General features: G+C 64.8%; 16 protein-coding genes. 7 read left to right on the top strand and 9 right to left on the bottom strand.

What is annotated here, in order from left to right:
- The first annotated feature begins 61 nt into the window (after positions 1-61).
- Together LR961_RS15065 and LR961_RS15060 are read left to right on the top strand one after the other, a co-directional pair.
- Positions 62-955, top strand: coding sequence for a helix-turn-helix transcriptional regulator (locus LR961_RS15065; RefSeq protein WP_232150762.1), 894 nt, complete (start codon positions 62-64; stop codon positions 953-955).
- Between the two features lie 51 nt (positions 956-1,006).
- Positions 1,007-3,877, top strand: a complete 2,871-nt coding sequence (locus LR961_RS15060) for a TonB-dependent receptor (RefSeq protein WP_232150761.1) — start codon at positions 1,007-1,009, stop codon at positions 3,875-3,877.
- Positions 3,878-4,396: 519 nt separating this feature from the next.
- On the opposite strand, the gene LR961_RS15055 is transcribed toward LR961_RS15060, so the two are convergent.
- Both LR961_RS15055 and ppa read right to left on the bottom strand, forming a co-directional pair.
- A complete protein-coding gene (locus LR961_RS15055) occupies positions 4,397-5,512 on the bottom strand; it encodes an HDOD domain-containing protein (RefSeq protein WP_232150760.1) in 1,116 nt (371 codons plus the stop codon).
- Positions 5,513-5,674: 162 nt separating this feature from the next.
- Positions 5,675-6,220, bottom strand: coding sequence for an inorganic diphosphatase (ppa, locus tag LR961_RS15050; RefSeq protein ID WP_232150759.1), 546 nt, complete (start codon positions 6,218-6,220; stop codon positions 5,675-5,677).
- A gap of 415 nt (positions 6,221-6,635) precedes the next feature.
- On the opposite strand from ppa, the gene LR961_RS15045 reads away from it, so the two are divergent.
- On the top strand, positions 6,636-7,856 hold the full coding sequence (locus LR961_RS15045) for a helix-turn-helix domain-containing protein (RefSeq protein WP_232150758.1): 1,221 nt from the start codon (positions 6,636-6,638) through the stop codon (positions 7,854-7,856).
- 46 nt (positions 7,857-7,902) lie between these two features.
- Positions 7,903-8,571: a glutaminyl-peptide cyclotransferase gene (locus LR961_RS15040; protein ID WP_232150757.1), complete on the top strand. Its 669-nt coding sequence runs from the start codon at positions 7,903-7,905 to the stop codon at positions 8,569-8,571.
- Positions 8,572-8,645: 74 nt separating this feature from the next.
- On the opposite strand, the gene LR961_RS15035 is transcribed toward LR961_RS15040, so the two are convergent.
- Positions 8,646-10,673 (bottom strand): sodium-translocating pyrophosphatase, encoded by a 2,028-nt coding sequence (locus tag LR961_RS15035; RefSeq protein ID WP_232150756.1) that lies wholly within the window; start codon positions 10,671-10,673, stop codon positions 8,646-8,648.
- Between the two features lie 245 nt (positions 10,674-10,918).
- Here LR961_RS15035 and LR961_RS15030 point away from each other — a divergent pair, with 245 nt between their 5' ends.
- Positions 10,919-11,425 carry a hypothetical protein gene (locus tag LR961_RS15030; protein ID WP_232150755.1) on the top strand — a complete coding sequence of 169 codons (507 nt, stop codon included), beginning with the start codon at positions 10,919-10,921 and terminating at the stop codon, positions 11,423-11,425.
- A gap of 68 nt (positions 11,426-11,493) precedes the next feature.
- Here the strand turns inward: LR961_RS15030 and LR961_RS15025 are convergent, their stop codons facing one another.
- From LR961_RS15025 to LR961_RS15015, 4 genes are all read right to left on the bottom strand, one after another.
- Entirely contained in the window at positions 11,494-12,036 is a 543-nt protein-coding gene (locus LR961_RS15025; RefSeq protein WP_232150754.1) for a DUF2846 domain-containing protein, read from the bottom strand.
- Positions 12,037-12,081: 45 nt separating this feature from the next.
- A complete protein-coding gene (locus tag LR961_RS15020; RefSeq protein ID WP_232150753.1) occupies positions 12,082-12,558 on the bottom strand; it encodes a hypothetical protein in 477 nt (158 codons plus the stop codon).
- Positions 12,559-12,911: 353 nt separating this feature from the next.
- The gene (locus tag LR961_RS19280; RefSeq protein WP_269670732.1) at positions 12,912-13,037 is read right to left on the bottom strand and encodes a hypothetical protein; all 126 of its coding nucleotides are present in this window, start codon (positions 13,035-13,037) and stop codon (positions 12,912-12,914) included.
- A 325-nt stretch (positions 13,038-13,362) separates the two neighbouring features.
- The gene (locus LR961_RS15015; RefSeq protein WP_232150752.1) at positions 13,363-14,619 is read right to left on the bottom strand and encodes a 6-phosphofructokinase; all 1,257 of its coding nucleotides are present in this window, start codon (positions 14,617-14,619) and stop codon (positions 13,363-13,365) included.
- A gap of 142 nt (positions 14,620-14,761) precedes the next feature.
- On the opposite strand from LR961_RS15015, the gene LR961_RS15010 reads away from it, so the two are divergent.
- Both LR961_RS15010 and mpl read left to right on the top strand, forming a co-directional pair.
- Positions 14,762-15,325: an adenylate kinase gene (locus LR961_RS15010; RefSeq protein ID WP_232150751.1), complete on the top strand. Its 564-nt coding sequence runs from the start codon at positions 14,762-14,764 to the stop codon at positions 15,323-15,325.
- 321 nt (positions 15,326-15,646) lie between these two features.
- Positions 15,647-17,110, top strand: coding sequence for a UDP-N-acetylmuramate:L-alanyl-gamma-D-glutamyl-meso-diaminopimelate ligase (gene mpl / locus LR961_RS15005; protein WP_232150750.1), 1,464 nt, complete (start codon positions 15,647-15,649; stop codon positions 17,108-17,110).
- A gap of 308 nt (positions 17,111-17,418) precedes the next feature.
- On the opposite strand, the gene LR961_RS15000 is transcribed toward mpl, so the two are convergent.
- Both LR961_RS15000 and LR961_RS14995 read right to left on the bottom strand, forming a co-directional pair.
- Positions 17,419-18,228 carry an IclR family transcriptional regulator gene (locus tag LR961_RS15000; RefSeq protein WP_232150749.1) on the bottom strand — a complete coding sequence of 270 codons (810 nt, stop codon included), beginning with the start codon at positions 18,226-18,228 and terminating at the stop codon, positions 17,419-17,421.
- A gap of 94 nt (positions 18,229-18,322) precedes the next feature.
- A complete protein-coding gene (locus tag LR961_RS14995) occupies positions 18,323-18,991 on the bottom strand; it encodes a hypothetical protein (protein WP_232150748.1) in 669 nt (222 codons plus the stop codon).
- Positions 18,992-19,112 lie beyond the last annotated feature (121 nt).

The raw sequence follows: 19,112 nt of genomic DNA, 5'->3' as shown, positions 1-19,112 counted from the left end.
CGTTGCCAGCCAAACTTGGCAAAACCATCGCCCTGTTGAAGGCAAATAGATGGTGTGCAGCATGCGTCAGGTTTCCTGGGTGGATCGCGGTCAGTCGGTGTCGTTCGAAAAGGCGGAGGACGCGCCGCGTCCCTGCTGCGTGGGCGTTGCCCGGCTGGGTAGCCTGCAGACTTCCGGCACCGTGTTCACCGTGTGGCTGCAGCTGCGCGGTACCGCGTGGGTGGAATCCAAGGAAGGCAAGTTCCGTCTGCGTCAGCGCGAATGGATTGCTTTCGAGAAGGAATCACGTCCGCTGATCCAGGCTGGCCGCGATGGCATGTGCATTGGCGTGAGTCTGGATGCCGAAGCGTTGCGCATGCTCGGCACGCTGGCCGATTGCGGCGTCTATGCCGGCCGTGGGCGCATGAGCCTGGGCGAAGCGCGGCTGGCGCTGCGCCTGTGGCGCGAAGCGCAGGGGCCGGGCAGCACCATCCACCAACTGCGTCCGCTGCTGTTGCACCTGGCTTCGCTGCAGCGTGAGCTGTCGGTGGGCGTGCAGCGCTGCCCGGGCCGCTCGCGCATGCGCAAGCGCCAGGTGTTCGGCCGCATGCAGCGCGCGCGCATGTATCTGGAAGGCAACAGTCACCGCGTGGTGCGCATCGGCGAACTCGCAGAGCTGACCAATTTCTCCAGCTGGTATCTGTCCAAAACCTTCCAGAGCCTGTATGAAGAAAGCCCGCAGTCGCTGTCGGCAAGGTTGCGACTGGAGCGTGCGGCGATGCTGTTGCGCGATACCGACATGATGATCGGCGAAGTGGCTTCTGCCAGTGGTTTTGACAACTGTTGCAGCTTTGCTCGTGCATTTCGTGCACGTTTTGGCACCTCGGCAACGCGTTATCGCGAAGCCCCTGAACAGCTCAGGCCAGACTCGGCAAAGTTGAAGGACGTATCGCGCAAACCAATTGCATCAGTGTGAACGTAACGTTCAGGGGTGTTTAACACACCACTAACGTTACTGGAGAGATTGATGAAGTTTCGTACTCCCGCAGTGCGGTTGGGCTTGCTCCCGGCTGGCATCGCGATTGCGTTGACCCCCGCTTTTGCGTCGGCGCAGGACACCGCTGCCGGTGCCACCACCCTGGATCGTCTGGAAGTCACCGGTTCGCGTATTCGCGGCGCTGACATGGAAACCCAGCAGCCGATCCTGACCCTGAGCCGTGAGAACCTGGAAAAGCAGGGCTTCACCTCGGTCGCCGACGTGCTGCAGAACCTGACCTCGGCTGGCTCCCCGGCCATCTCGCGTTCGGAGTCGCTGGCTTCGGGCGAGAACGTGGGCGGCTACTACGTCGACATCCGTAACCTGGGCGCACAGCGCACCCTGGTGTTGATGAACGGCAAGCGCCTGGGCGCCACCACCGCCGGCTATCAGGATCTGAGCCAGATCCCGATGGGCGCGGTTGAGCGCATCGAAATCCTGAAGGACGGCGCTTCGGCCATCTACGGTTCGGACGCCATCGCTGCCGTGGTCAACGTGATCACCCGCAAGCGTTTCAGCGGCGCTGAAGCCAACGTCTATGTCGGCCAGTACGGCGAAGGCGACGGCGAGACCACCCAGTACTCGATGACCCTGGGCACCGAAGGCGAGCGCGGCGGCATCACCATGTCGGCCGAGTACTACAAGGCCAAGCCGGTGATGGCCAAGGATCGCGATTTCAGCGCCTACGGCAATGCCGGCCCGAACTACCCGGGTTCCGGCGCCAGCCCGATCAACGAAAAGGGTTCGTTCTGCGACCCCTGCGCAACCCCGGGCATCAAGAAGGGCGAGCCGGGCTACGTCGATAACAAGGACGTGCTCTGGTACACCCTGAAGGAAGGCGGCGATCCGACCAACCGTGCTGACTACCGTCTGCAGACCGCTGCTGACTCGGTCAACGCGAACGAGCAGATGAGCGTCCTGACCGGTATCGAGCGCAAGTCGCTGTACGTCAACGGCAACTACGACCTGACCGACACGATCACGTTCAACGCCGATGTGATCTACAACGAGCGCACCACGGATCAGCAGATCGCTGGCTACCCGTACCAGTCCGCCTCGTTCGGCACCCCGCTGTCGGCTGACAGCGCGTTCAACCCGAACGCCACCGACACGACCTTCCGTCGTCGCCTGTGGGAAATGCCGCGTACCACCGAAAGCCAGCTCAAGACCCTGCGCTTTGCCCCGAGCATCGAAGGCTACTTCGAGTTCGCCGGCCGCACCTTTGACTGGGACGTGGGCGCACTGTGGAACCGCAACGAATCTGTCAAGCGCAGCCGTGGCGACATGAGCCTGATCGCTTCGCAGCAGGCCCTGGGTGCATCGTTCATCAACGCTGACGGCGTGGCCCAGTGCGGTACCTCCGCCAAGCCGGTGCCGCTGAGCGACTGCCGTCCGTGGAACCCGCTGCTGCCGTACGGCGTTGCTGGCCCGGGCTCGCTGGCCGATGCCGCCACGCAGGCTTTCCTGTTCCCGGAATACACCAACACCGGTGTCACCAAGACCACCAGCTTCACCGCCAACCTGGCAGGCTCGATCGTGACCCTGCCGGCCGGTGACCTGGGCTTCGCCATGGGCGTTGAGCACCGTGAAGAGCAGGGCCGCTATGTTCCGGACGCGTTCGCGCAGTCGGGCCAGAGCACCGGCCTGGCGTCGACCACCACCTCGGGCAAGTACGACCTGGACGAGGTGTACCTGGAGCTGAACATCCCGGTGCTGGCTGACATGCCGTTCGCCAAGGAACTGAGCTTCAACGTTGCCAGCCGTTACTCGGACTACAGCAACTTCGGCGACACCATCAACTCGAAGTTCGGCTTCGTGTGGCGTCCGCTGGGCGAGCTGCTGGTTCGTGGTACCTACGCCGAGGGCTTCCGCGCTCCGACGATCGACGATCTGTACGGCGGCGTGAACAGTAGCTTCGAGTCGTACACCGACCCGTGCGGCATCGGCGCCACCAACAGCGTCAACGGCAATGCTGCCTGTTCCGCTGCCGGCGTGCCGGTGGGTTACACCCAGCTCGGCCAGGGCATGGTGCCGTGCACCTCGTACCCGTGCGCTACTCCGGACCAGTTCATCTCGGGCGCAAACCCGAACCTGAAGCCGGAAACCTCCACCAGCAAGACCGTTGGTCTGGTGTGGAGCCCGCGTTGGGTGCAGGGCCTGGACATCTCGCTGGATTGGTACCGCTACGAAATCAGCGACATGATCATCGCTGACAGCGTCGACCGCATCCTGCGTGACTGCTACGTGCTGGGCAATGCTGCTCGTTGCGAAGGCGTCACCCGCGCTTCGGATGGCCACATCAGTGCCATGAACTACGGCCTGGCCAACCTGGGCGAGATGAAGACCGAAGGTTACGACCTGGGCGTCAAGTACCGCCTGCCGGAACTGGCCGTGGGTAACTTCAGCATCGACTGGCAGACCAGCTACCTGTCCAGCTACGACGAGCAGGGCCAGAACAGCGCCGGTGACAACATCACCATCGGTCGCGTTGGCGAAGCCGGTCTGTTCCGCGTGCGTTCGAACGTGGGCGTGAACTGGGAGAAGGGCGACTTCGGCGTGTCCTACATGGCCCGTTACTACTCGGGTATGAAGGAAAGCTGCGTCACCAACCGTCCTTGCACCGAGCCGGATCACATGGCCAACGGCGAAGCCGATGCCATCCGCAAGACCGGTTCCAACACCTTCCACGACCTGCAGGTCAGCTGGAAGGCGCCGTGGGATGCGACCGTGGCCATCGGTGCGAACAACCTGTTCAACCACGAAGGTCCGATCATGTTCTCGGCACCGAACTCGAGCTTCCCGTACTACGGTGGCTTCGATATCGGTCGTTTCATGTACATGAAGTACACCCAGCGCTTCTGATCCATCGAAGTTCTGTGCAACACGACAAAGGGTGGGCCGCAAGGCCCACCCTTTTTCTTTGTTTCAATGTCGGACGAGAGCGGCGGCCGACCCCGACAAGGGCGTCGGCAATCCGTGTTGCCGAGCCATGCCCGGCATTGGCCGTGCCACGGAAGTCCCCAGCGCAGCGTGGCTGCGCTCTATCTGAGCGACGGTGCTGCATGTCTGATGTAGTGCCGAGCCATGCTCGGCATCGGGTGTACCGGAGGAATCTCCAGCGCAGCTTGGCTGCGCTCTACCTGAGCGACGGTGCTGCATGCCTGTAGTGCCGAGCCCATGCTCGGCATAGGCCGTGCCGGAGAGGTCCCCAGTGCAGCGTGGCTGCGCTCTACCTGAGCGACGGTGCTGCATGCCTGTAGTGCCGAGCCATGCTCAGCATGGGCCGCTCCGGAGAAGTCCCGAGCGCGCTCCATCGGCCAGGCCAGACAGCACAACGGCCGCACTCGGCGGCCGTTGTCATCCCGCAATCGTGGCGTTGGCTCACGCCTCGACGCGCATGCCCATCATTTCCTCGGCCATTTCGCGCCACTGTTCAAGCTTGGGCAGCATGCCGGTGCGTGCGAGATAGTCCTCGTCCACGGCATGGCCTGACGCCAGCGCGGTGGCCACATGCACGGCACCGGCCACCCAGAAGCTGCGCACGTTCGAACGCGCCGGCTGCAGCTGGAAGGCCACCGCTTCGATGATCGGCATCGGCAGGCCCCACAGGCCCAGCAGGTAGGCACCGGCCTCTGCGTGGCCGGGCCGGTCGTCGCCGGGTTCGGCCGGCGCGCGCTCGTCGCGCACGCCAGTCAGCAGCAGGCCGATGTCGGCCAGCAGCGCGGCGGTGGCACCGAGTTCGGCGCTCGCGGCGGGCAGCATCTTTGCCGCCAGCCGCGATGCCAGCAGTGCGCGTGACTGCAGCGCATTGCGCTCGTTGCCGGACATGCCGGGCAGGGCGAACACCTCGCTGGCCAGGACCAGATCGCGCAGCGTGGAAAGACCCAGCCGCGTCACCGCACCACGCAGGTCGGCGATCGAGCGGCCGTTGTTGAAGAACGCCGAGTTGGACAGCTGCAGCACCTTGGCCGCGATGGCCGGATCGGCCGCCACCAGATTGGCGATGTCGGCCGCGTTGCTGTCTTCGTCCTCTTCCAGCGCGTGCATCAGGCTCAGGTACAGATGCGGCGGTGAAGGCAGCTTCTCGATGCGGCCGATGGCCGCGCGCAGGCGTTGGCCGTCCAGCAGCTCGCGCAGCTCCTCCAGGCTGGTCAGCGCTTCCAGCAGCACTTCCGGGGGCAGCGGCAGCGGCAGGAAGCGGTGGGCCAGGCCGATGATGCGGGCCGAGGGGACGCGCTGGCTGCTTTCACCATCGATCAGGGCGATGCGGATGGTTTCCGGGCGCAGGGTGCGGATCTGCCCCAGCAGGGTGACCGGCGAGAGGTCCGGCAGGGACGAAGCGGTGATGACCGCGTCTATCGTCGCCGAGGCAACGGCGACGATGGCGGCACTGCCATCGGGGACCGATTGCAGCTCCCATTCCTCGCCCAGGTCGCCAATGTACGCACGCAATTCGGCGGACAGATTGGCCTGGCCGCCGACTAACAGAATTCGCAAGACACTTCCCCTTGGTGGAACGCCCGGCCACATACAAAACAGGCCGGATGACCGGCCTGAGAATGTAGCGAATAGCTGGCAACGGGTCATGTCCCGTGCGGGTGAAACGTGATCGCTGTCGCTGCGCGCGGTTGCCGGTTACGGGCCGCGCGCTGCTGGCGTTCAGCCTTCCTGCGGCTGCGTCGCCAGGTAGGACTGGTGGGCTTCGACCAGGATCTTCTTGGCTTCGGCGGCATCGCCCCAGCCTTCGATCTTGACCCACTTGCCCTTTTCCAGGTCCTTGTAGTGCTCGAAGAAGTGGCCAATGCGCTCCAGCCAGTGGCTGGACACGTGCTGGATGTCTTCCACGTGGGCGTAGCCGTTGAAGATCTTGGCCACCGGAACGGCGAGGATCTTCTCGTCGCTGCCGGCTTCGTCGCTCATCTTCAGTACGCCGACCGGACGGCAACGGACCACCGAGCCCGGCACCAGCGGCAGCGGCAGCACCACCAGCACGTCGGCCGGGTCGCCGTCGCCGCACAGGGTCTGCGGCACGAAGCCGTAGTTGCAGGGGTAGCGCATCGGGGTGGACAGGATGCGGTCGACGAAGATCGCGCCGCTTTCCTTGTCCATTTCGTACTTCACCGGCTCCGAATCCTTCGGGATCTCGACGATGACGTTGATTTCTTCCGGCGGGTTCTTGCCCGGCGAGACCAGTTTCAGGCCCATTGCGCTGACTCCGATGCGTGATGTGTAGGGAAACCGCACATTCTACGCCTGCCGTTATTGCGCCGCATCAAGCCGCCCATACAGGAAACGATGGGCAGGCTCCATGGTGGGCGTTTCTGCTGTCCTAACAATGGTTTGGCGCGGCTTTGGGGTGCTGCGCCGGCCGCTTCCAGCCACCTCGGGTCTGCGCGCTGACCCCCGGCACCCCTTCGGGACGACGGTTGCGCGTCCCGAAGGGGTGAGCTGTGGCGGCAAGCGCGGCTCCCAGAGCCCTTCTCCATTGCGGGAAAGGGGGCAGGCTGCTTTGGCATCCCGGGTTTGGGCCAACCTCCGGTCTGCGTGGCACTGGCCGACCGCAGGTGGGCGCGTCCCGGGGTGCGATGCAGGCCTGGGCGCAGGCGGGTAGCCTGCCGGCATGGATTCCCTGATTGCAGCCTCCGCACGCGCGCTTGCCGAAGGCAATGTCCTGGTTGCGCTCAAGCACGTTGCATTGCGTGACGATCCCTCGGCGCTGGCCCTGCGCGGAATTGCGATGGCCCAGCTTGGCGATCTGGCGCGTGCACGTGAGTTGCTGCGGCGCGCGCGGGCTGGATTCGATGCGCATGAGGTACTGGCGCGTGCGCGTTGCGGCCTGGCCGAAGCCGAAGTGGCGCTGGCGATGCGCGAGCTCGGCGGTTCGACGCGGCCCTTGCTGGCCATCGGCATGCTGCTGGAAGCGCGTGGCGATCATGCCAATGCATTGCAGGCCTGGCTGATCCTGGCGCGCCGGCTGTTGTTGCTGGGCAAACTGCAGGACGCTGCGGACGCCCTGGCCAGACTCGACGGCAGGCCGATGCCTGCCGCATTGGCGGCGATGGCAGGGCTGACGGCGGCAGTCTTGGCATTGCGTCAGTTGCAGGTCACAACGGCCCGCGAGGCACTGGAACGCGCGCGCGTTGCGGCTGCGGCTGCGGGGATTCCGCCGTTGCAGGTGGAGGTTGAGGATGCCTGCGCCAAGCTGGATCAACCGGCCGCGCGTTGCGTCAGTGCGGGCATGGATCAACCGCTGCGCATCGATCAGGTGTTGGTCGTGCTGCAATCCGGTGCGTTGATCGTGGATGCGTGCAGGCGGGGCATCCGGGTCGGTGAGCGCTGGCAGTCGCTGGCAAGGCGCCCGGTGTTGTTCGCCTTGGCCCGCGCGCTGGCCGAGGCCTGGCCGGCAGCAGTCGAGCGTGATGCATTGATCCGGCAGGTGTTCGGGATGCGCCATTGCGATGAAACGCTTCGCGCGCGCCTGCGGGTGGAGATCGGCCGCCTGCGCGCACTGATCGCCGCAGAGGCCCGCATCGAAGCCACGGTGGATGGCTTCGGCCTGCTGCCACGCATGGCAACCAAAGTGATCGTGTTGGCACCGCCGATCGAAGGTGAGCAGGCGGCACTGGCCGCGTTGCTTGCCGATGGTGCGGGCTGGTCCACGTCGGCGCTGGCCCTGGCGCTGGGTACCAGCCAACGCAGCGTGCAGCGTGCACTGGTGGAACTGGAAACTGCCGGTCGGGTGCGTTCGAGTGGGCGTGGACGCGCGCAGCGCTGGCGCTCCATGCCGCTGACCGGATTCACGACGATCTTGTTACTCCCTGCCGCGCTGCCGATTGACTAGTGTCGTTGGCAGGCACCGAATCCCGGAATGCCAGGAGATTGCAGCGATGAATACGGAAACCCTGAGCCCCGCAAGGGCAGCGACAAAGGTGCGCCCGGCCGACGTGCTACGCGAGTACGGTCCGTTCGCCGGGTCGGATCGCGTCAACGGCGTCAGCTTCGACGGACAGAACGTCTGGGCCGCCACCGGCGCGGCGCTGGTGGCCTTCGACCCACGCGACGGCGAGGCGGTACGCACGCTGGCGTTGGCCTGCGACGCCGGTACCGCGTTCGACGGTACGCACCTCTACCAGATCGCCGAAGCACGCATCGACAAGATTGATCCGCGCAGCGGCGAGGTGTTGTCTTCGATTCCCGCGCCCGGTGCTGGTGCCGATTCCGGCATGGCATGGGCCGAGGGCAGCCTGTGGGTGGGACAGTACCGCGAGCGCAAGATCCATCAGATTGATCCCGCCAACGGAGCGATCCTGCGCACGATCGAATCGGATCGTTTTGTCACCGGCGTGACCTGGGTGGATGGCGAGCTGTGGCATGCCACCGGTGAAGGCGATGAGAGCGACATCCGCCACATCGATCCGGAAACGGGTGCGGTGCTGGAGCGCCTGCAGATGCCAGCCGGCATCAGCGTCAGCGGCCTGGAGGCCGACGGTGGCGACCTGTTCTATTGCGGTGGCGGCCGTAGCGGCAGGGTGTACGCAGTGAAGCATCCGCGCTGAAGCCCAGCACATGGCGCAATGAAGCCCCTCTCCCGCTGACGGGAGAGGGGGTGGAGTGAGGGCCGCTGTGTGAGCTACAGCAGCGGCACCAGCAGCAACGCCACGATATTGATGATCTTGATCAGCGGATTGATCGCCGGGCCCGCCGTGTCCTTGTACGGGTCACCCACGGTATCGCCGGTCACCGCAGCCTTGTGGGCCTCGCTGCCCTTGCCGCCGAAATGACCATCCTCGATGTATTTCTTGGCGTTGTCCCAGGCACCGCCGCCGGTGGTCATCGAGATGGCCACGAACAGGCCGGTAACGATGGTGCCGATCAACAACCCGCCCAGTGCCTTCGGCCCGAGGACCAGCCCAACCACCACCGGCACCGCGACCGGCAGCAGCGATGGCACGATCATTTCCTTGATCGCCGAGCGGGTCAGCATGTCCACGGCCTTGTCGTACTGCGGCTTGCCGGTGCCCTGCATGATGCCGGGGATGTCGCGGAACTGGCGGCGTACTTCCTCCACCACCGCACCGGCGGCGCGGCCCACCGCCTCCATCGCCATCGCACCGAACAGATAGGGAATCAGGCCGCCGATCAGCAGGCCGATGATCACCGTGTGGTCGGATAGATCAAACGCGAATGTCTCACCCGGGTTGGCGATCTGCAGGTTGTGCGTGTAGTCGGCAAACAGCACCAGCGCCGCCAGTGCCGCCGAGCCAATCGCATAACCCTTGGTCACCGCCTTGGTGGTGTTGCCCACCGCGTCGAGCGGATCGGTGATGGCGCGGATCTCGGAAGGCAGCTCGGCCATCTCGGCAATGCCGCCGGCGTTGTCAGTGATCGGCCCGTAAGCATCCAGTGCGACGATCATGCCGGCCATCGACAACATCGCCGTTGCGGCGGTGGCAATGCCGTACAGACCGCCGAAATGGAACGCGCCCCAGATCGCCGCACACACCGCGATCACCGGCAGCGCGGTGGACTTCATCGAGACGCCGAGGCCGGCGATGATGTTGGTGCCATGGCCGGTGGTCGATGCCTGTGCCACGTGCTGCACCGGTTTGAACTGGGTGCCGGTGTAGTACTCGGTGATCCAGACAATCAAGCCAGTCAGCACCAGCCCGATCAACGCGCACATGTACAGGTTGGTGGCGCCGTAACTGGAGTCGGCCATCAGCTGCGTGGTCACCGGCCAGAAGGCGATGGCCGCCAGCACCCCGGAGACGATCACGCCCTTATACAGCGCGCCCATGATCGAGCCGCCAGCCTTCACCTTGACGAAGAACGCACCGATGATCGAGGCGATGATCGACACGCCGCCCAGCACCAGCGGGTACAGCACCGCATTGCGGCCGACCTCGGCCATCATCATCCCGCCCAGCAGCATGGTGGCGATCACCGTCACCGCGTAGGTCTCGAACAGATCGGCCGCCATGCCGGCGCAGTCGCCGACGTTGTCACCGACGTTGTCGGCGATCACTGCCGGGTTGCGCGGGTCGTCCTCGGGGATGCCGGCTTCCACCTTGCCGACCAGGTCCGCGCCCACGTCCGCGCCCTTGGTGAAGATGCCGCCGCCCAGTCGCGCGAAGATCGAAATCAACGAACTGCCGAATGCCAATCCAACCAGCGCATGCAGGTTGTCGGCCTGGCTCAGGCCCAGGCGCTGCAACAGCATGTAGTAACCGGCCACGCCCAGCAGGCCCAGTCCAACCACCAGCATGCCGGTGATCGCACCGCCCCGGAAGGCCACGTCCATCGCCGCGCTGATGCCCTTGCGAGCGGCTTCTGCGGTACGCACGTTGGCGCGCACCGAGACGTTCATGCCGATGTAGCCGGCCGCACCGGACAGCACCGCACCAATGGCAAAGCCGATGGCGGTGTACCAGCTGAGGAAGTAACCGACCAGGAAGAACAGCACCACGCCGGCGACGGCGATGGTCAGGTACTGGCGGTTGAGATAGGCCCGCGCGCCTTCCTGGATGGCGGAGGCGATTTCCTGCATGCGGGCATTGCCGGCAGGTTGTCGTAGGACCCATTGGGCCGAAATGATGCCGTAGACGATGGCGACAGCGGCGCAGACAAGCGAAAGCACAAGACCGTACTGTTCGAGCATGACCCCTCCAGCGTTGATGGATGCCATCCAGCAGTGGATGAAGCGGGGACACGCCGGGCGTAACGAAGCACTTGAACAGACCCGGGGCCGCGAGCGGCTGTGGTACGTGTCGCTGTGTTCAAACAATCCTGGAGCGGGCCGAGTATGACTGGCAGCTGTCTCCACCGCCAGCTGCGCGCGGTCTTGCCGGGACGTTCAGCACGAAACTGGCAACGTCGGCAGCTTGTCGAGATGGAGCGTCACCGATGAAAGCCGCCTTTTCCCTGGTTCTGCTGACGGCGTTGCCGCTGTCGACGCTTGCGGCCGATGCCAAACCCGAGATCGAACGGCCGGCGGCCAGTGCACAGGCCGATGGTGCGTTGCACAGCGTGCGGCAGATTCCCGAAGCCTGTACCCGCATCGAAGGCCGTTTCACCGGCGACAGCGCACAGCCCTATGACATGCAGCTGGTACGTACCAGCGCGCAATGCCAGCCGCGCGCGGTGTTCCTGGACCAGGCCAAGGTCAACCCGAGCGAAACCGCTGGTTGGAAGCTCAATGAAGTGGTGCGGGTGCCTTCAGCGGCGTGCAGCACGCAGCAGGCATTGATTGAAGTGTGGCGCAAGCCGGCCGGGCAGCAGGTAGCATTGGACGGCCAGGGCCAGAACCGCGTGTATCTGGAAGACGCCAAAGCCCAGGCCGCCGCCGGGCGTCTGGCGGCATTGCCGGCGTATTCGGCAAGGCTGAAGCTTGAAGGCGCTGCCTGCCGTTGAATGGCAGGAGTCCAAGGATCGGACATTGAACGGAGCGGGGCGTGCCGCCGCTCCGTTGTTGCAATGGCTTACTCGCGCAGCTTCAGCTTGTCAGCCATGCCGTCGAACGTAGCGACGTCAGAGGGAGACAGGTTCGGCCGACCGGCGAACACGCCCATCGTGATCGTGCCCTGCACGTAGTAGGTTTCGCCTTCTTCCACCTCCAGCGAAAGTACGTCCTTTGCCTCCGAATGCACGGTGTATTCGTGCGTGCCCGGTTCGGCCAGATGGATGAAGTAGTTGCCGCTGCGCAGCTTGCCCAGTTCCTGCTCGCCTTCGCGGACCTTGAAGCCGATCGCGCCGCCGGTGAACTTTGACGGACGGAAGAACACGATCTGAGCCTTGTCGGCAGGTGCCGGGCCGATCATGCCCGGTGCAGCAGCCGGGCTGGCGTCGGCAGCGGGCGCGGTCGAGAGGGCGGGCTGGGGAGCATCCACTGGCTGCGCGGCAACGGTGCTGTCATCGGCAGTGGCCGGCGGCGTGGTGGCGTTGTCGCCAGCGTCCTGAGCGGAAGCCGCAACCGGGAGCAGCAGGCCTGCCGAGAGCAGGGTTGCGCACAAACGTACTCGCATTGAATTACTCCGTTGATCATGCCGGAACGTCCGGCGAAGGTTGCGTTACAGGGATGGGGCGGCAGGTGGTGCCTTGATCTTGGCGATACCGCGGGTACCTGCGGGTATCACGATCTCCCGGCCACGAATGAACATGGCGAAGGGGCCAATGGCGGTGGAGATGCCCAAGGCCATGCCGCTGTTGTCATCGCCGGTTGCGCCGAGCTTGAAGCCGCGCAGGAGCACCGGGCCATCGGCCGTTTCCAGCGAACGGGCGGCAATGAGCAACTCACCGGGAGCGCCGCCGCCTCGTGCTGCCGCTGCATGGGTGATCTGTCCGATACCGGGCGTGCCGGCAGGCACGACCTCCAGACCATCAATGACGATGGGTTCGGCCAGGATCAGCTTGAACGTGTCTCCCCGTTTGAGAACGGAGGAATTGAGTGACTCCGCGACCTCGACGCGCACGGATGTGCCGTCGGGAATCACAATGGGTTTTGCTGTCGCATCGGCCTGAACGACATGCGGAACTGGCGATTCCACAGGCGTTTCCTGCGCTGACGCGTTGCCTTTCCCGGCGCAAGCCAACAGCACCCATATGGCGCTTGGCATCCAGTGCGATGACATCTTGAGCCGGCCCCCTGCCTGACCCGGTTGATGCTAGCGGGAACTTTGACGTTTGTGAATGCAGCCTGCTGCGTGGGGACAGGGCAAGGTGGGCGATCCAAGGCAAGCCAGAATTCGGAGAGGATGGCCGCCCGTGGCATCACCGATTTGACGGCGGTGACATCGCTTGCAGGCGCGCGGCCGCGAACGGCCTCAGCCATGCACGGCGTTGTGCCCGGGCCATGCCAGCCTGGGAGCTACCGACGCCGATGTGCACTGTGCTGGCAGGCTCAACCAGGTGCTGCGTTGTTGGTGCTGTCCTGCTGCGCCAGGTGCTGGCCGAAGCGATAACCGGCTGCGGCCAGTCCGCAGGCGATGAGGAAACCGAGCATCCCGATCAACACTTTCCGGAACATGGCGCACCGCCTGCATGGGAACGTTGACAGCGAGGATGCGCCGCCGATGCGGGCCGCACACCTGTCTGAAGTCATTGCCACGAATGGGCGAAAGGCATGGGGAATATTGGGCTGCTCGTTTCCGGTCCGGACACGTCTTCAGGCCGCAACCCGGGTGAGCGCTATGCAACGCCGGGCGCGGTGTGGAGCGTGCTTTCGTTCGATCGAGCAGCTGCCGGATTCACCATTTCCGCGCTGGGCGGGAATGACCTGCAACAGCCGGGCCAAACAACAAGCCCGCGTTAGTCGCGGGCTCGCTGGTCCTCCGCTTATGGGGGAGCTTTGTTCAGCCCTCCCAACCCGGCAGTTTCTTCGCAACGGCCACGTTCTTCAGCGTCACGTACTTGGGCAGCCCATCGCGACCGTACGGCAACGGTGCCTCACCGCGAATCAGCGGCTGCAGGTAACGGCGTGCCTTCTCGGTGATTCCGAACCCGTCCTTGCGGATGAAGCCGACCGGCATCTTCTTCTCGTGATTGGCCACCTTGGACAACGGCGCCGCTTCAATCTTCCAGCGGTACGGCGCATCGGAACTACGCACGATCACCGGCATCACCGAATTCTGCCCCTTCAATGCGAACTGCACCGCTGCCTTGCCGACCGCCTGCGCCTGTTCCCAGTCGGTCTTCGAGGCGATGTGGCGCGCGGAACGCTGCAGGTAATCCGGCAGCGTCCAGTGCACCTTGTAGCCCAGCTCGGCCTTGACCCGGCTTGCCAGATACGAAGCGACGCCGCCCAGCTGGGTGTGCCCGAACGAATCCTTGGCACCGCCGGCATCGGCGACGAACCGGCCATCGGCGGTGTGGATGCCTTCGCTGGCCACCACCACGCAGAAGCCCACCTTGGCCACGACCTGCTTCACCTTGGCCAGGAAGGCCGCTTCGTCGTAGGCACGCTCGGGCAGCAGGATGATCTGCGGCGCATCGTCGGGGTTCTCGCCGGCAAGTCCCGCAGCAGCGGCCAGCCAACCGGCATGGCGGCCCATCGCCTCGTAGATGAAGACACGGGTGGAGGTTTCGGCCATCGCTGCCACGTCCAGCGCAGCTTCGCGCACCGATACCGCGGTGTACTTGGCGGCCGAACCAAAGCCTGGGCAGGTATCGGTGACGGCCAGGTCGTTGTCGATGGTTTTGGGTACACCGACGCAGGTCAGCGGGTAGCCGTATTCCGTGGCCAGCTGCGAGACCTTCAGCGCGGTGTCGGCCGAATCATTGCCGCCGTTGTAGAGAAACCAACGCACGTCATGGGCCTTGAAAACCTCCAGCAGGCGCTCGTACTTGGCCCGGTCCGCGTCGAGTGACTTGAGCTTGTAGCGACACGAACCAAATGCGCCGCCAGGCGTATGGGCCAGCGCGGCGATGCTGGCCGCCGACTCCCTGGAGGTGTCGATCAGCTCCTCGCGCAACGCGCCCAGGATGCCGTTGCGCGCAGCCAACACCTTGATTTTCTTCGACCGGGCCTCGCTGATGACGGCCGAGGCGGTGGCGTTGATGACGGCGGTGACGCCGCCGGACTGGGCATAGAGCAAGGTGCCTTGGGACATGGTGAATACTCTCCGGGCGGGGGACATTTCCGGGACATTGGCCGGATGCGGTAAGCTGCGCATATTGCGGTGCAGCGTGAATCGGCCCATGAGTCTAACGCCGCTGTCCGTCCCGTTTCCTCAAAACATATGGGAGTCAGGAATGCGATTGGTTCTGTTGGGACCGCCCGGTTCGGGCAAGGGCACGCAGGCAACCCGCCTGAAGGAAGAGCTGCAGATTCCGCACATTTCCACCGGTGACCTGCTGCGCGCCGAAGTGGCCGCCGGCACCGAGCTGGGCAAGCAGGCCAAGGCCGTGATGGATTCGGGCAACCTGGTTTCCGATGACATCCTGCTGGGCATGCTCGAATCGCGCCTGTCCCAGGCCGATGTCGCCAATGGCTTCATTCTCGATGGCTACCCGCGCAATGTGGCTCAGGCCAATGCCTTGGGCGAGCTGCTGGCCAAGCTGAACCAGCCGCTGGATGCGATCGTGCAGCTGGACGTGCCGACCGAACTGCTGGTCGAGCGCATCGCCGGCCGCGCCAAGGAACAGGGCCGCGCCGATGACAATCCGGAATCGGTGCGTCAGCGCCTGCAGGTCTACAACGATTCGACCGCGCCGGTGATCGACTTCTACGCCGCCAAGGGCACCCTGGCCAGCGTTGACGGCGTTGGTGAGCTGGACGAAGTGCTGGCCCGCATCCTGGCGGCGATCAAGCGCTGAACAAGCCTGGCTGCGGTGGGTAAACCCCGCAGCCGAGATAGGCGAAGCCCTTTGGGGTTGCAGATACGCAAACGCCCGGTTCCAGGTTGCTGGGACCGGGCGTTTGCGTTGATAGAGGCCAGCAAAAGGGCTTGCTCAGAGCCCCGCAGCATGAGCTCCCTGGGGATGGCCTCTTGGGGAGTAGGACCTGAGGGATACTGCGGCTGGCGTCGTCCATTCTCGTTGGGTATGTCGTACCGGGATATAGGGGATTTCCCTACAAGTGCCTAGGCGCATCCTGAGTGGATACCCGTATGGTGGCGCATCGGCGACAATCGGCGGATGAGCAAGATCCACATTCTCGGCATTGCCGGCACTTTCATGGGCGGCGTGGCCGCCTTGGCCCGCGAACTCGGTCACCAGGTTGAAGGTAGCGACCAGGCGGTGTATCCGCCGATGTCCACGCAGCTGGAAACCCTGGGCATCACGCTGTCGCAGGGCTATCTGCCCGGCAATATCAGCGATGACTGCGACGAAATTGTCATCGGCAATGCGCTCTCGCGCGGCAACCCGGCCGTGGAAGCGGTGCTGGACCAGGGCCGACGCTACATCTCCGGCGCGCAGTGGTTGTCCGAGCAGGTGTTGCCGGGCCGCGACACGCTGGCGGTGGCTGGCACGCATGGCAAGACCACGACCACGACCATCCTCTCGTTCCTGTTGCAGGCAGCCGGGCGTGAGCCGGGCTTCCTGATTGGAGGGGTTGCGGAGGATTTCGGCGTTTCGGCGCGGCTGGGACGCCAGCTTCCCTCGACGGGGAGTGATGCCGTACCCCCATCCGGCGCTGCGCGCCACCTTTCCCCGAAGGGAGAAGGGAGCTACGCGTCGGCGCTTCCGGATCGGCCGCTTTTTGTGGTGGAAGCCGACGAGTACGACACCGCGTTTTTCGACAAGCGCAGCAAGTTCGTCCATTACCGTCCGCTGGTGGCGATCCTCAACAACCTGGAATTCGATCATGCCGATATCTTCCCCGACGTGGCCGCGATCCAGCGCCAGTTCCACCATCTGGTGCGTACCGTGCCGGGGCGTGGCCGTCTGATCGTCAATGGCGAAGACCAGCACTTGGCCGAAGTGCTGGCGATGGGCTGCTGGACGCCGGTGGAGCGGTTTGGCTTTGATCCGTCGCTGGAATGGAGCGCGCGCCTGATCAACCAGGATGGCAGCGCCTTCGCGGTGCTGCATCGCGGTGCGGAAGTGGCGACGGTGGAATGGTCGCTGCTCGGCCGCCACAACGTGCTCAACGGGTTGGCGGCGTTGGCCGCCGCCAATGCGGTGGGCGTGGATGTGGCCAGCGTCGCGCCGGCCTTGGCCCGCTTCCACAGCGTCAAGCGTCGGATGGAAGTGATTGGCCTGGCGCAGGGCGTGACCATCTACGATGACTTCGCCCATCACCCCACTGCGATCCACACCACGCTGGAAGGCCTGCGCGCGAAAGTGGGCGATGCACGCATAGTGGTGGCGATGGAGCCACGCAGCAATTCGATGCGGCTGGGCGCGCATTCCGAAGCCTTGGCGCCATCGCTGGATATCGCCGATGCGGTGGTGTTCCTGGCGCGGCCGGAACTGCCGTGGGATGCGGCCAAGGTGATCGGCGCGGTGCGTGGCGATGCGCAGGCGGTGGCTGACACGGATGCATTGCTGGCGCAGCTGGGCGAGTTGGTGCGTGACGGCGACCACGTGGTGTTCATGTCCAACGGTGGCTTCGATGGCGCGCCACGCCGGTTCCTGGCGCAGTTGCAGAACGGCTGATATCGCGCGGCTCAATGTAGGAGCGGCGTACGCCGCGAAGCCGGTACCGGTGGATGCGGCATGAGGTTGGCAATCCTGGGATTGCGGTTGGTGCCGTTGTCTGGGTATCACCAGCCTCGCGGCCAAGGCCGCTCCTACGAGGGAGCGGCTTCTCTTGTAGAAGCAGTTTCAGCTGCGATGCCGGGGCGGCATCGGTCACGCACGTGCCCAGCAATTGCAGATTTCTGTGCGGCGTTGGCCATTGTCAGCTTCGCGGCGTACGCCGCGCCTGCAACCGCCGCGCGCCTTGAAAAACAGTGGTGGTGGCTTCAGCGCGTTGGCTTGCCGTTGTAGCCCATTGCTGCCGAAATCTGCGCCGCTGCTTCCAGCAGCGCCTGCACGTGCGCCGGGTCCGGCGTGCTGGGCAGGTAGTGGATGGAGCCGACGATGGCCAGCGTGCCGAACAGTTCGCCATTGGCCTGCAGCAGCGGTGCTGCCAATGCGTTGATGCCGATGTACAGCTCTTCCGGTGCGTCGGCCCAGCCGCGCTTGCGCACCAGATCGATCTCGGCGGCCAGGCGGTCCGGGTCGACGATGGTGTGCCGGGTGCTGGCAGGCAGCGTCTGCGCCAGATAGGCACGGCGCAGTTTCTCTGCGCCGTAGGCCAGCGCGATCTTGCCCTGCGCCACACTGTTGTGATGGAAGCGGGTGCCCGGACGCAGGCTGATCTCAACCGGCGCGGTGCCGCGCAGCAGATCGATCACCACCACTTCGTTGTCCGAGAAGGTGGAGATCACCACCGTCTGGCCGACCTGGTCACGCAGGTGCTCCAGGATCGGCTTGGCCAGGCTCATCACGTCGAAGCGGCTGGTGCAGGCGCGGCCCAGCAGGAACATCTGCCAACCGACGCGGTACTGGTTGTTGTCCTGATCCTGGTCGACATAGCCATGCTCGCGCAGCACGCTCAGGTGCCGGTGCACGCGTGCTTTGGGCATGCCCAGCAGCTGTGCCAGTCGGGTGACGCCCAGGCCGCTGGGGGCCGATGCCAGCGCCTCGATGACCTTCAGCGAGACGATGGCGGTGGGCAAGCCGTGATCGGCGGTGTCGTCCTGGGCGTCCACGCCTGCGGCGGGGGACAAATCCTTTTTTTCGGGCGCGGCTTGGCGGGGCATCGGCTACCTGTCAGCGTTCTTGGCATGGGCGCGGCGGCGGGTTCGTCGCGCGCTGTGCCGATTATGGCAGGTCGATGTATCGCTCTGCGAAAACCTTGTACCGCTGGGTCTTCTGCGCGGCGGCGTCCTCCGGGCGTACGTAACGGATCGAACTGCGCCCCTTGAGCTGGCGCGGCAACAGGAAGCAGCGGATGAAGCGCGTCTCTTCGTCCTCGGTGGTCGGGGCCAGCACCGGTGCGTGGCCCAGCTCGAACCAGGCGTGGCCCGCCGGGTGGTCGTGGCGTTGGCCCAGCGTCTCGATGCTGATCCGGCCGTAGTCGCAGATGCGGATGCCCGGGCCCTGATGGACGTGGGTGAGGGCGACGCCACCCTTCGGGAAATCAACGCGATCACAGCGCATCAGCCACTCAAATCGCTTGTCCAGCGTGATTGGCGCTTCCAGCTTGAGTTCGCTGCGGGTGGCCGGGGCCGAGGGCAGGGCGCTGGCCGGTTGGCTGGCCTCGGTCAGGTCCCAGCGCCACAGCACGCTGTCCTGGTCGCCATTGAGCAGGATCAGCTGTTCCTGCGAAACACGTGCCTGGGCCGGGTCCAGCGATTGGGCGTCCTGCGGCGATTCGACCATCAGGCCGCCTTCGCGCACGTAAAGCGCTCGCGGGCCGGCGGATAGGTAGACCGGCGGGCAGCCTGCTGGCAGGCGGTCTTCGTGGAGGCGGAGGATCAGCTCGGACATCGAAAATCTCATGGTTGTTACGGCCTATGTATCGTATATCGATACGAAAACGTTTGTCATGTTCCATTTTCGAGAAAAGTGAGATACTTTGTTGCCGCAGTATCGTTCACCGATACTTTCG

It is taken from the genome of Stenotrophomonas sp. SY1, assembly GCF_021202945.1.
In the GTDB taxonomy this organism is placed as follows: domain Bacteria; phylum Pseudomonadota; class Gammaproteobacteria; order Xanthomonadales; family Xanthomonadaceae; genus Stenotrophomonas.
The sequence above is the reverse complement of the archived record's forward strand: the minus strand, read 5'-3'. Positions and strand labels throughout refer to the sequence as shown.